The 12629-nt window shown below is 40.8% G+C and carries 12 protein-coding genes and 2 pseudogenes; 1 reads left to right on the top strand and 13 read right to left on the bottom strand.

Features of this window, described 5'->3' with window-relative positions:
- Positions 1-242: 242 nt before the first annotated feature.
- Positions 243-440: pseudogene (locus BN67_RS11510) on the bottom strand (class I fructose-bisphosphate aldolase); the annotation flags it as partial.
- On the opposite strand from BN67_RS11510, the pseudogene BN67_RS11505 reads away from it, so the two are divergent.
- Positions 428-715: pseudogene (locus tag BN67_RS11505) on the top strand (hypothetical protein); the annotation flags it as partial. The pseudogenes BN67_RS11510 and BN67_RS11505 sit on opposite strands and share 13 nt — an antisense overlap.
- A 592-nt stretch (positions 716-1307) precedes the next feature.
- Here the strand turns inward: BN67_RS11505 and tolB are convergent.
- From tolB to BN67_RS03850, 12 genes are all read right to left on the bottom strand, one after another.
- The gene (tolB, locus tag BN67_RS03920) at positions 1308-2633 is read right to left on the bottom strand and encodes a Tol-Pal system beta propeller repeat protein TolB (RefSeq protein WP_019222835.1); all 1326 of its coding nucleotides are present in this window, start codon (positions 2631-2633) and stop codon (positions 1308-1310) included.
- 137 nt (positions 2634-2770) lie between these two features.
- On the bottom strand, positions 2771-4216 hold the full coding sequence (locus BN67_RS03915) for a hypothetical protein (RefSeq protein WP_019222834.1): 1446 nt from the start codon (positions 4214-4216) through the stop codon (positions 2771-2773).
- A gap of 71 nt (positions 4217-4287) precedes the next feature.
- Complete coding sequence (gene tolR, locus BN67_RS03910) at positions 4288-4737, bottom strand: protein TolR (RefSeq protein ID WP_019222833.1); 450 nt, start codon at positions 4735-4737, stop codon at positions 4288-4290.
- A 12-nt stretch (positions 4738-4749) separates the two neighbouring features.
- Positions 4750-5463, bottom strand: a complete 714-nt coding sequence (gene tolQ, locus BN67_RS03905; RefSeq protein WP_019222832.1) for a protein TolQ — start codon at positions 5461-5463, stop codon at positions 4750-4752.
- 373 nt (positions 5464-5836) lie between these two features.
- Positions 5837-6310, bottom strand: coding sequence for a tol-pal system-associated acyl-CoA thioesterase (gene ybgC, locus BN67_RS03900; RefSeq protein ID WP_019222831.1), 474 nt, complete (start codon positions 6308-6310; stop codon positions 5837-5839).
- A gap of 1527 nt (positions 6311-7837) precedes the next feature.
- Positions 7838-8932, bottom strand: coding sequence for a Holliday junction branch migration DNA helicase RuvB (ruvB, locus tag BN67_RS03885; protein ID WP_019222828.1), 1095 nt, complete (start codon positions 8930-8932; stop codon positions 7838-7840).
- Between the two features lie 12 nt (positions 8933-8944).
- A complete protein-coding gene (gene ruvA / locus BN67_RS03880; protein ID WP_019222827.1) occupies positions 8945-9562 on the bottom strand; it encodes a Holliday junction branch migration protein RuvA in 618 nt (205 codons plus the stop codon).
- Entirely contained in the window at positions 9559-9756 is a 198-nt protein-coding gene (locus BN67_RS03875) for a hypothetical protein (RefSeq protein ID WP_019222826.1), read from the bottom strand. The genes ruvA and BN67_RS03875 overlap by 4 nt, the downstream gene beginning before the upstream one ends.
- Complete coding sequence (locus BN67_RS14095) at positions 9753-9899, bottom strand: hypothetical protein (RefSeq protein WP_156791626.1); 147 nt, start codon at positions 9897-9899, stop codon at positions 9753-9755. Before BN67_RS14095 ends, BN67_RS03875 begins: the two co-directional genes overlap by 4 nt.
- A gap of 47 nt (positions 9900-9946) precedes the next feature.
- Positions 9947-10456, bottom strand: a complete 510-nt coding sequence (gene ruvC, locus BN67_RS03865) for a crossover junction endodeoxyribonuclease RuvC (protein ID WP_019222824.1) — start codon at positions 10454-10456, stop codon at positions 9947-9949.
- Positions 10457-10757: 301 nt separating this feature from the next.
- Positions 10758-11276 (bottom strand): DUF1465 family protein, encoded by a 519-nt coding sequence (locus BN67_RS03855; RefSeq protein WP_019222822.1) that lies wholly within the window; start codon positions 11274-11276, stop codon positions 10758-10760.
- Positions 11277-11472: 196 nt separating this feature from the next.
- Positions 11473-12621, bottom strand: a complete 1149-nt coding sequence (locus tag BN67_RS03850; RefSeq protein WP_019222821.1) for an OpgC family protein — start codon at positions 12619-12621, stop codon at positions 11473-11475.
- Positions 12622-12629: the final 8 nt, after the last annotated feature.

Raw genomic sequence — 12629 nt, 5'->3', positions numbered from 1 at the left:
GGAAACTTTTTCATCAATCACCGCATTACCATGTCGGATTTTAAAATCATACCCTTCAAAACAACATACGCTTCAAACAACCACCACCGTATTTAAGACAACGCAGAAGCAGTGATTCTCGGCGAAACAGTGCATATAACTTATAAACACAACGCACATAATTTATATACGCCGCGTACATAATCTCTCAACACGGTGCTTTCTCTTCTTTAAGCGTGAGACTTTTCTTGATCTTTTATCTCTTACAAGTCTTTTGTCTCCTCCAGATCTTTTGTCCATTGCCCCAAAGCAGCCAAATGGTTCATGCGTGCACGGTGACAAAAAGCCTTTTGTGCAGCAGCAATATTTTCATCTTTTCCAGCCCACGCCTTTAAGGCAGCGGCTTGCAACGCTCGTCCATAAGAAAAGGTCAATTTCCAAGGAAAAGTGCCCAAAGCATGCTGCTGCATTGGGATTAGATGTTGATTTACAAGCAACAGAGAAAGCACGCGCCCTCTTAGGTGAACAACGCCATAAAACACAAAACTTTCCAGCTATGGATTGGAAAGATGTGCCGGCTTTTTATCAAACATTTTGCCAAACAACAACCCTCACACAATTGGCTTTGCGTTTGCTTATCCTTACGGGTATTCGGACCAATCCTTTGTGTCATATTCGTGAAGATCAGATTGAAGGGGATATATGGACTATTCTTGGCTCGAAAAAAAGACATAAAAGTCTTTTGCTTATTTTTTTAAGCGTTTTTTATCTCAAGAAATTTCTCTTAAATTTTAAGGGCTAAAGAAGACAGAAGATAAGATATTAAACACAGCGGTTGCGCGTATTCTCCTTCTTCAATTTGCAAAGAGAGCCGCCCCTGAGCGCATGAGAGTGTCACCATGATAGGGAGCGACGCCTCTTAAATCCGCAAAACACGAGAGAGCTTTTTCTTGGTGAAAAATTTCTCTCAAATTTTAAGGGTTAAAGAAGACAGAAGATAAGACATTAAACACAGTGGTTGCACGTATACCCTTTCTTCAATTTGCAAAGAGAGCCGCTCCTGAGCGCAGAGAGTGTCACCATGATAGGGAGCAACGCTTCTTAAATCCGCAAAACACGAGAGAGCTTTTTCTTAGTGAAAAATTTCTCTCAAACTTTAAGGGTTAAAGAAGATAGAAGATGAGACATTAAATACAGCGGTTGTGCGTATTCCTTCCTCTTCAATTTGCAAAGAGTGCTGTTAAATGTGCAAATAAAGCTGTCGTTATATATTGCGCTATGACATTGTTTGTTTTTAACAAGAATTGTTTTTATCAAACAGGGCATTTTTATTGTATAGCAAGCAATGGTGACCATGCTGGATCAGAAGCATCATTGGGCGTGGGCAATAAGCGTTCATTGCGCCCAGTAATATCAATCGTATAAAGTTTTGGTCCCATCCCCGGATTTTTACGAAAGAACATCAGCACTCGACCATTAGGAGCCCAGGTTGGTCCTTCATTATGAAAACCCGTGGTTAAAATCCGTTCTCCTTGTCCATCAGGACGCATCACACCAATAGAAAACTGTCCATCGAGTTGTTTTGTAAAGGCAATATAATCACCACGTGGTGACCAAATAGGGGTAGAATAACTTCCTTCGTTTGAAGAAATACGCTGCACCTCGCTACCATCGGCGTTCATGACGAAAATTTGTGGTTTTCCACTACGGTCTGATGAGAAGACAATTTTCGTTCCATCCGGTGAATAAGACGCAGATGTATCAATCGCGGCAGTTGTTGTAAGCCTTGTCATTGTGCGGGTCCGTAAATCCATTGTGTAAAGATTGGCACTTCCATCATTTTGCAATAAGCTCATAATCACTTTTTGCCCATCAGAAGAAAAACGCGGAGCAATTGTCATATTGTTAAAAGTGCCTATTAACTCTCTTTGTCCTATTTCAATTTGTTGAAGATAAACATGAGGTGTTTTATTATGCTCATAGACCATATAGGCGATTTCTTGTCGTTTGGGAGAAAAACGTGGTGTAAGCATCAACTCACTTCCATCAGAAAGATAGACCAAATTTGCTCCATCTTGATCCATAATCGCTAAGCGTTTGATACGTGCATCTTGGGGGCCTGTTTCATCTATAAAAACAATCCGTGTATCAAAATAACCACTTTCTCCGGTCATTTCACGATAAATATCATCTGCGATCATATGCGCAACACGCCGCCAACGTTCTGTCGCCGTATAAAAACGCCGTCCTTTGAGTTGGCGCTGTCCAAAAACATCCCATAAACGAAAGTCGACTCTCAATCGCCCATCCCTTTCTCTTATCACCTGCCCGGTGACCAAACCTTGCGCTCTTGTTTTTTCCCAACGCGCAAAATTTGGCTGTTTGTTAGGATTTAAGATTTTTTCAGAAAAAAATGCCTTCTCAAGAGGGTAAAAAAGCCCCGACCTTTCAAGATCAGCTGTCACCACAGCTGCTATTTTCAACCCAATCGAGTCATAAGAAATAAAATCAGGAATTGCAATGGGAATAGGATTAAAGTCTGCCGTAGAGATCGTGCCTTTCAATTGGGCATGAACAGAGGAAAAACTCGAAAGCCACAAACAGCAAGTCGCAATAAACCAAGAAAAAAATGTGTATCTCGTCATCACTCTCATGGATATGCATCCTTTTATCCAAGCAAAACAAATATACTTATATTTCATCATATCGTTTCTATTCATCACTCTCATGGATATGCATCCTTTCATCCAGGCAGAACAAATATACCTATATTTCATCATATCGTTTCTATTCATCGTGTGGTTTCTTGAAGGGGGTCAACTTCAAAGTCAAAGCCTTGCCCCCACAAATCATACTGATCACGTGGGAGATCTGTGTAAGGTTGGCATGAAAAAACTGCTACATAGACCTGCCTTATCATAATGGACTGCTGACTCTCAGTACCATTTAAGGGGGTAATGATCGGTTCTCCTATAACCATTCCTTCACGGTTTAGGTAAAACTGCAAACGCACCACCGGACGGTTCTTCAAATCTCCGCCAAGAGCGACAAGCTTAAGCTTTCTTTGAATACACCCCCCCGCTATGTTGACCAATGTTTGTGCCATTTTTGTGGTATCCAAAAATTTTTCTCTTGCCCCCAAAGCTTCTGGTGTCTGAGAACGCTTTGCGCCCCCTCCTTGCGTACGTGCACGATTGAGCAGGTCTTTTTCTTCCATTTCTAAAATATTTTCAATGGTTTGACCAGAATTTTGAAGATTTTTTTGCGCGTGTTTATCTTGAAGAACAGGTTGTTTTTCAGATTTTTTTGCGCGTTTTGGTTTAAAATTTGGGTGTGGAAAATGTTCAGGAACAGGAAATTTGTGAACTTTCTGATAGCTTGCGTTTGGCTCTACGGGCATTTTTTGTAGTGTTGGCTCCAATTTTTGGAATGATGTCACTTTCTTATTTTTAAGCGTCTCTACGGGTTCCACTGGTGTGGACTTTTCAGCAACCTCTGGTTTCTCTACGGGCTCTACTGAGGCGGGTTTTTCAGCAACCTCTGGCATTTCTACGGGTTCTACTGGGGCGGGTTTTTCAGCAACCTCTGGCATTTCTACGGGTTCTACTGGAGCGGGTTTTTCAGCAACCTCTGGTGTTTCTACGGGTTCCACTGGAGCGGATTTTTCAGCAACCTCTGGTGTTTCTACGGGTTCCACTGGTGTGGTCTTTTTAGCGACCTCTGGCGTTTTTACGGGTTCCATTGGAGCGGGCTTTTCAGGGATCTCTGGTTTCTCTACGGGCTCCTCTGGAGCGGGCTTTTCAGCAACCTCTTCCATTTTTGCTTGAGACAATTCCTGTTCTTCAAGGAGTGGAGAAGGTTCTTCTAATATTTTCTTTTCCCCTGATGGTACCTCTGATGGGGGAGGTGTTGCGTCAACGTGTTTTGGCTTTTCCTTTGGTTTGAAGGGTGCTCTATTATCTATCTGTCCTTCGCCAATATGGTGTGCTTCTTCTTTTTCTTGTGGTTTAATCGTGGGTTTTACTGCGGGAATTGCACGTACAGGAGCATTCAAGGCACCTTGTTGAGAGGCAATGTCTTCAGATAAAGGTGCAAGAGTAATCGGAATAGCTTCCAATTGTTGTGGTAAAGAAACAGAACTGGTGAAGTGAAAAGCTCCCCAACTGAGAAAAACGATATGTACTGCAAGGGATAAAGTCAAGCCTCGTTTCATACTATGATAAGAGTCTTTGTTCATCTTCCTACCTTGTGTTTTCTCTTTTTGAGGACTATCTGCTCTTTTGCATGGAGTGTGCGAGAGGTTTCATCTTATTGTGCAAGACTTGCTAAAGCAACTTGTGAAAAACCTGCTTTTTGAAGATCAGCAAGTAGCTGTAGTACTTTTTGATATTCAACAGTTTTAGCAGCGCGTACAAAAAGACGTTGGTTCTTTTTTTCAGGATCACTTTCCAATTGCACTTTCAGTTGTGCAATCAAAGCTTCCGATGTCTCATAATAATCTTGATTAATGGCGAAACGTCCTTGTGCATCAAGGGAAACTGTAAGAGGCGTGCTCTGCGCATGCACGGGGCCGGCTTGACTGCGCGGCAAATCAAGGGGCACACCATTGACCAGGAGTGGTGCAGAAACCATAAAAATGATTAATAACACCAGCATAACATCAACAAAAGGCGTGACATTAATCTCGCTCATCAATTGGCTGTGTGAATGGTGCCGTCTGCGTGTTTTTTTGTGAGAAGAAGCAACAGAAATTCCCATAAAACTCTTCCCTTATAATGGTGGATGAGCGGTACGTGTCTCATCAATCCGTCGTGATACAAGTGTGGAAAATTCATCGGCGAAATTTTCTATTTGTGCAATAATGCGTGCACTTTCATTGATCAGTTTGTTATAAGCAATCACTGCTGGAATTGCCGCAAACAAACCAATGGCGGTTGCCAAAAGTGCTTCAGCAATTCCTGGCGCGACAATTGCAAGCGAAGTGTTTTGAGACGCTGAGATAGAAAGAAATGACCCCATAATACCGATGACTGTTCCAAAAAGGCCAATAAAAGGGCCTGCTGATCCAAGGGTTGCAAGAAAACCCAACTTTGATTCTATTTTTGCACTTTCACGTCCTAAAGTGAGGTCCATAGCCTTATCAATTCTGTTCTGCAAGCTTATCGATGTATGGATTCCTTTTTCAAGGGATTTTTGCCATTCCCCCATTGCTGCCATAAAAACGGCAGATATGCTACAAGTGCGCTGATTTTTACACGTTGCGTACAAATCTTCCAAAGGCTTTCCAGACCAAAATGTTTGTTCAAATTGTTTTATTTGGCGCCGTATTCTCCGATAGGTAAAGATTTTATCAAAAATGATGGCCCAACTCCACACAGAGGCCAATAGCAATCCAACCATGACAACTTTAACGACAAATCCCGCTTGCATAAACAAGTGTAACATTCCAATTGTTTCTGGATTTGTTAGTTCTACATGCGGCATAGTTTTATCCCTCTCCGTGAAAGCTGCCCTTTCAAAATTTCATAAAGTGAAAATTCACAAAATGTGAAATTTCTATACAGCAGATTGCTTGATAATTTCTAAATTGTGAAAAACTTTAGTCTTTAGGAGAAAATTCCGTTTCTCCTTAAATTAAAGAATGCACAGAGTTTTTATCCTTCTCAATGAAAGTTGCCTCCCTCAAAGTTCAACTAAAGTCAAAATTTCATAAATTTAAACTTTAATAAAGTAAAAATTCATCAAATATGAAATTCTCTACAGCAGAGAGCTTGATCGTTTCCACATTTTAATAAAGTTCGGTTGCTCCTTTCAAAGAAAACAGAGACTCCCCGCTTTAGTTGAATGAAAGTTTCTTTTAAACAGGCATGGTTACAAAAAGTTCTTTCGGTAATCGTCGCGGTTTGCCTGATTCATTAATGAGAGCAATTTCAACTTTTGCTGTGATCAACAAACTATTCTCATGAAGAATATATTGCTCCATAAAAAAACGTGCCCCTTGAACGTGATTGATCCGTGTTTTGAGTGTTAAAAGATTATCGATTTGCGCTGGTCGTAAAAAGTTGATTTCCATATGACGGACTACAAAAAACAGTTTTTCACCCTCAGCCCCTGATGCTAACATCTTGTTATTAAAACCTGTATCGCGTAAAAACTCTGAACGTCCACGCTCAAGAAACTCTAAATAACGCGCATGGTAAACCACACCAGAAAAATCTGTATCAGCAACATAAACGCGTACCTGAAAATCATGAAAATCGCCTGTATGATCACTCTTATTTGGATGATCGCTCTTAAAAGAGAATGTTTTCGTCATTTGTTTTTGTCCCATAATTTCCCATAAAATGTTTGTAGGGGTGAGAGCTCTTGAGTGTCAAGCAATTAACCGTATTTTTGTGTTAAAATCGTGGAGGTTGGAGAGCAAAGTTTAGGTGCTAAGCTTTTAGGTAAACATGTTATTCGCGCAAAACTCCTTGAAAACTTCTTGTCTATGAACAACAGAGGAGTCTTGAAGAGAATGTTCCAAGATCTTCTTCATCTTCATCCCATAAACTCGTTTGAGCTGATGAAATGTTCTTGCTCTTATGGTTTTATTCTCGTATTCTTACTTTCAGGGGCGCGTTTTTGCGCAAAGTTCGTGGAGGTTTGCGCAAAATCTAGGCGCCAAGCTTTTGGGGCAAGCATGTCACCCATGCGCGCCATTGTCTGTGAACAACGGAAAAGCCGAGGATATTTCCAAGATCTTCTTAATCTTCATCCTATAAACTCGTTTGAGCTGATAAAACCTATGCTCTCATAGGTGTGTTTTGGTCAATATATTGATTTATAATGATTGTTTTTGTTACGGAGCTTAAATCACAACCTTGAATATTGCAAGATTTTCTCATTTCAAATTTTTTTATGTTGAAGAAATTTTGTTTCACTTAGTTTTACGCTATCAGCGGGATTAGCGTAGAGGTAAAAATTATAAAAGAGGAGAAAAATGCCTCTCATGAACCGCTTTCATGCAAGGGCTATTGCAATTTCATGAGTTGGATACCATGCGCTGGTAAAGAGAATGACGGTGCCAGCTTATCCCCTTGTATAGTAAATTTGTGCCCCTTGTATAGTAAATTTGTGTAAGTGAAGATGGTGGTACGTAATGAATTTATCATTATACAATTCACGGACGACATTGTGAAATGGGCTTAGGAGCATTGAGAGATGCCTCTTTAAAACAAGCCCGTGAATTTGTAACGCGATGGCGTTTTATTTTACATGAAGGTTGTGCCCCTATTAAGAACATAAGAAACAAAAGTGTGAGGCAATACACAATCCTCATTATCTTAAAGACATTGCTCTAGATGTTTTTGCGCCAAAGCTGTGGAGGTTTGAGTAAAAGCTAGGCGCCAAGCTTTTTAGGCAAGCATGTCACCCATACGCTCTTATCTGTGAACAACGGAAAAGCCGAGGATATTTCCAAGATCTTCTTCATCTTCATTCCATAAACTCGTTTGAGGTGATGAAGCGTTCTTGCTCTTATGGTTTTATTCTCATATTCTTACTTTTATGGGCGCGTTTTTGTGCAAAGTCCGTGGAGGTTGGCGCAAAATCTAGGCGCCAAGCTTTTTGGGCAAGCATGTCACCCATACGCTCTTATCTGTGAACAACGGAAAAGCCGAGGATATTTCCAAGATCTTCTTCATCTTCATTCCATAAACTCGTTTGGGGTGATGAAGCGTTCTTGCTCTTATGGTTTTATTTTCATATTCTTACTTTTATGGACGCGTTTTTGCGCAAAATCTAGGTGCCAAGCTTTTTGGGTAAGCATGTCACCCATACGCTCTTATTTGTGAACAACGGAAAAGCCGAGGATATTTCAAAGGTCTTCTTCATCTTCATCCCATAAACTCGTTTGAGGTGATGAAGTGTTCTTGCTCTCATGGGCGCGTTTTTGTGCCAAATTTGTAGAGGTTGGAGCGCAAAGCCCTAAATGGTTCCAAGCTTTTTGGGTAAGTATGCGCCCACGAGCGGTACGCTGAATAAAACCTTGTTGAAGAAGATAAGGTTCAACAATATCTTCAATGGCATCACGTGGTTCTGAAAGAGCTGCTGCAATCGTTTCAATCCCCACCGGTCCTCCTAAAAATGTTTCCGCAATGAGAAGTAAATAACGGTGATCAAGCGGATCAAGACCAAGATGATCCACTTCAAGACGCGAAAGGGCTTCATCAGCAATGAGGCGATCAATTTTTTCTGCCCCTTGAACCAAAGCAAAGTCACAAACGCGCCGTAAAAGCCTTCCTGCAATTCGTGGAGTTCCGCGCGCTCGGCGTGCAATTTCAAGAGCACCATCCTCACTCATTTGTACTGAAAAAAGGCGCGCATTACGCTGAACGATATATTTCAATTCCTCTATGGTATAAAAATTAAGACGAATGGGAATACCAAAACGATCGCGCAATGGTGTGGTCAACAGCCCCAAGCGCGTCGTTGCCGCAACCAAGGTAAATTGAGCAAGGTCAATCTTCACCGACCGTGCTGCAGGTCCTTCTCCAATGATCAGATCAAGCTGATAATCTTCCATAGCGGGATAAAGAATTTCTTCAATAGCTGGACTTAAACGATGAATTTCATCAATAAAAAGGACATCACGTTCTTCTAAATTGGTCAAAAGCGCCGCCAGATCGCCTGCTTTGGCAATGACCGGGCCTGAAGTGGAACGAAAATTAACGCCTAATTCTTTGGCCATAATTTGTGAAAGCGTTGTTTTTCCCAAACCAGGTGGTCCAACAAACAAAACATGGTCTAGCGCTTCTTGACGTGCTTTTGCTGCTTCAATAAACACTTTTAAATTTGCGCGTGCGGCCTCTTGACCAATAAAATCATCAAGAACTTGTGGTCTTAAGGAACGATCCGGGTCGTTAGGAAGGGGCTCTGCCTTCAAAAGGCGTTGATCTTCGTCTTTATGCATTGTTACCTTGTCTTAAGTAGGAGGGGAAAGCAATTTGAGGCTATGACGAATAAGTTGTGCAGAAGAAACTGTTTCCCCTTCAAAATCTTTCATCGCTAAAGCAAGACTCCGTGCTGCTTGCTCACGTTCAAAACCAAGCTTAAGCAAAGCAGCAAGTGCCTCATGATTGGGTTGATTGCCTCCATCACCCCGAGAAACTGGAGCACTATGAACCACGTTCTCATTAAAAGGTAGAGTTTTGCTTTTCAGCTCACTCACAATTCGTTCACTCACTTTTTTACCAACACCCGGAGCACGGCTGATCATTGCAACGTCGTTTAATGCAATCGCCTGCGCCAATTCATCTGGGGGTAAAGTGCCTACAATTGCTAAAGCAACCTTCGCACCTACACCAGGAACATTTTGGAGCAGACAAAACCACTCTTGTTCAGCTCTTGTAGCAAAACCAAAAAGGCGAATAGCATCTTCACGAACATGTGTTTCAATAAAGAGGCTTATAGTCTCACCAACAGTTGGTAAAGAAGGGCGCAACCGGTTTGATACAAAGACAACGTAACCCACACCATGAACATCAATAAGGATATGATCATCAAAAATATGTTCAAGAGTTCCTTTTAATTTCCCGATCATACCATAATCCTTGAACGGTAAGAAAGACTTGTATGGTTTAACTTATGGCGAAGAGCAAGGGCAAGAACCTCAAGCATATCATGACTGCTAAATTGCGTATTGCTGTTAAATTGGGTATGAGCAGGAAAAGTTTTTACCAGCAAAATATAAACCTCAAAAAAATATTCAAAAATGCTTTTTAATTTCCCGATCATACCATAATCCTTGAACGGTAAGAAAGACTTGTATGGGTTAACCTATGGCGAAGAGCAAGGGCAAGAATCTCAAGCATATCATAACTGCTAAATTGCGTATTGCTGTTAAATTGGGTATGGGCAGGAAAAGTTTTTACCAGCAAAATATAAACCTCAAAAAAATATTCAAGAATGCTTTTTAATGGACCGGTTATACCATAACCCTTGAACGATGAGAAAGACTGGTACGGTGAAACCCATGGCAAAGAGCAAGGGCAAGAGCATCAGCCGCATCATGACTGTTAAATTCGGCACGCGGAAGCAGAGTTTTTACCATCATATGAATTTGCTCTTTCGTGCCATGCCCAACGCCGATCACTGATTTTTTAACTTTATTGGGCGCATATTCAAAAACAGGGAGGCTTGCTTGTGCTGGAACGAGCAATGCAATAGCGCGTGCTTGACCAAGTTTTAAAGTTGCCGTAGCATCCTTGTTCACGAACACATGTTCGACAGCAGCTTCGTGAGGCATAAATTGGTGCATAATTTCTGAGAGCCCCTTATGAAGTTGGCATAACCTGGAAGCAAGATCATCCTCTACATCAGAAGAAAGCCTTCCTGCTGCAATAAATTGAGGGCGATTCCCGGAGAGATCAATAACACCCCATCCTGTATTCCGTAGTCCGGGATCAATGCCTATAATACGAACCGTTTCAGCCATAAATCAAAATTTATCCATTTTTTTCGCACTTGAAGAGGATATTTTCCCGCACTTAAAACGAAGAGAGCGATCATGCCCCATCTTTTTGCTTCATCCTTTTGTGTTGTCGTCCAAGCTCAATATACTTATCATAAAAATCGTTTCTCTCATAAACACAAGCCACTCTTTTTTCTGTGCTTGAACAAAAGCAAAAAAGCACAGCGAATAAAGGAAAAAAATGAAAGAGCCCAAAAAAGAAATTAAACTTCACTACAAGAGAAAAAGCATACAGCCAAATGGAAAAGAAACAAGGTCAAAATTTCTAAGAACGCCCAAAGGCTGTTTTAAGCAATTCAATTTGTTTTCCCACGGGATTATCTTCCTCCAAGATTTGGGAAGAGCGCTCTTCTTTACCGGTGCGCATATACTGCATGCGTGCTTCCAGACGAAGTGAACGGGCGACAAAATCACGGAAAACTTCTGGCAACTTTTGCCAATGCATAGTTTCTAACTCCAATGTTGGTGTATGAAGTGATACTTTTGCAATTTCTTTTTGTATTTGTTCTGATGACATCTCTCCTTCACGCTCCGCGCGAAGTAAGAGCAGTTGAGAGGCAATTTGCATCAGCCGTGTACTTAAATACATAGCTTCTTTCGCATAAACTGCAGAAATCTCTGTTGAAAAAGACCGTGCCGCTAATTTTCCTTCTGTATCAATATAAGTGGCTGTTTCTTCAATCAACGTCATCGTTTCTTCATAGAGACTATAAAAAGCATTTTCAAAAGCATTATGCTCAATCATGATAATAGGTTCATCATAGGGATATTTATGTACGCTCACGCTCTTACACTCCAAATATCAGCACAAAATCATGACACTCAACGAAGTGAGGGTTAAAAAGTTTCTTTATTTCTGCTGCAGAGAACACTTTTTTATTAAATCCCTCTTTTCAATTTTTTTGAGTACCTTTTTAAAAACTTTTGTGCAATGTGCTTTTTATACTAAGGTTAACGTGTAAAAAGCACAAGATAACAAGCTAACAACCCTCCTTTTGAAAGGTTTTCTTGGAAAAAACTGTTAAAAATGGACGTTTTTCATAACAATAGGCAACCCCAAACTGCAGTGCAATGCCGCTGATAATAAGGATGCTATCGGAAAAAAACGTTCCTGTCATCACTGTTTTGAAAATTTGTCCAAACATGGCAAACACAGTCCCTGTAACAAAGACAGGTAAACTGTGTTTTCCTAAAATTGCTAAGGGATGCTGTTTGGAAACACGAAACAGTTTATGCAAACTAGGTAGGCAAAGAATGAACGTTGATAATGCAAGAACATGCAGCAAACGCGGTAGACTTAAAAAGGTTTTATTAAAATTAAGCAAAGGGGAAGACCAGTCAAGCCACCGCAAAACCCCCCACCAATCTAAACGAACCCATAACAGAGAAAGCAAAAGATACCCCCCTGAAAAAACGATCAAAAAGGGGTGAAAAGCGATTGTTTTTCCTTGTTTAAGAGATAAAGTGCTCACCAGCCCTATGACAAACAAAAACTGCCAAGATAAAGGGTTCAAAAACCACTTCCCCGGTAAGGGGTAAGAGGAAGGTGCAATCTTGTAAAATCCGCAAATGAGATAAAGAGTGAATGAGCTTAAAAGCAGCAATTTTTTTTGTTTACAGCTTAAATAAAGGGCAAAAGGTGCAAAAAACATCAAAAAAATATAAAGCGGCAAAATGTTATTATAGCCCAATTGATGTCCAAAAGTTAAAGTGCTCAAAAATGCAACAAAAGGCTGTATGAAAAAGAGCTCCACATTGTTCATCTTTAAAAGTTTTTCTGTACCCCACAAAAGGAAAGCCCCTAAAAAAAGGCTCAAAGTAGCAAAGGTTGTGAAAAGGTAGGCGCCATAAAGTTGAAAAGCTCTCTTCCAAAGCTTGCGCACAATGAAAGGAAAAGATTCTTGATACAAACGCGCATGAAAACTCAGCCCAAGAGAAACCCCTGAAAGCAAAACAAAAACTTCTGCGGAATCCGAGAAGCCGAAATTTCTATGTGTTATATGTTCGTATAAAGTGCCGGGGATATGGTTGATGAAAATCGTCAACAGGGCTAAAGAACGGAAGACATCAATGGATGTATCACGATGAGAAAGATGTGTACGATGATGAAGAATATCCTGATATCCCATAAACGGAC

This window comes from Bartonella rattaustraliani AUST/NH4 (assembly GCF_000312565.1).
Taxonomy (GTDB): Bacteria; Pseudomonadota; Alphaproteobacteria; order Rhizobiales; family Rhizobiaceae; genus Bartonella; species Bartonella rattaustraliani.
Note: the sequence above shows the minus strand (reverse complement) of the source record. Positions and strands in the feature narration are given on the sequence as shown.

What these genes read in the sequence shown, in the direction of transcription:
- tolB (WP_019222835.1), bottom strand. Translation starts at nt 2,633, where the DNA reads ATGAGAGTGATGACGAGATACACATTTTTTTCTTGGTTTATTGCGACT.
- BN67_RS03915 (WP_019222834.1), bottom strand. Translation starts at nt 4,216, where the DNA reads ATGAACAAAGACTCTTATCATAGTATGAAACGAGGCTTGACTTTATCC.
- tolR (WP_019222833.1), bottom strand. Translation starts at nt 4,737, where the DNA reads ATGGGAATTTCTGTTGCTTCTTCTCACAAAAAAACACGCAGACGGCAC.
- tolQ (WP_019222832.1), bottom strand. Translation starts at nt 5,463, where the DNA reads ATGCCGCATGTAGAACTAACAAATCCAGAAACAATTGGAATGTTACAC.
- ybgC (WP_019222831.1), bottom strand. Translation starts at nt 6,310, where the DNA reads ATGGGACAAAAACAAATGACGAAAACATTCTCTTTTAAGAGCGATCAT.
- ruvB (WP_019222828.1), bottom strand. Translation starts at nt 8,932, where the DNA reads ATGCATAAAGACGAAGATCAACGCCTTTTGAAGGCAGAGCCCCTTCCT.
- ruvA (WP_019222827.1), bottom strand. Translation starts at nt 9,562, where the DNA reads ATGATCGGGAAATTAAAAGGAACTCTTGAACATATTTTTGATGATCAT.
- BN67_RS03875 (WP_019222826.1), bottom strand. Translation starts at nt 9,756, where the DNA reads ATGATCGGGAAATTAAAAAGCATTTTTGAATATTTTTTTGAGGTTTAT.
- ruvC (WP_019222824.1), bottom strand. Translation starts at nt 10,456, where the DNA reads ATGGCTGAAACGGTTCGTATTATAGGCATTGATCCCGGACTACGGAAT.
- BN67_RS03850 (WP_019222821.1), bottom strand. Translation starts at nt 12,621, where the DNA reads ATGGGATATCAGGATATTCTTCATCATCGTACACATCTTTCTCATCGT.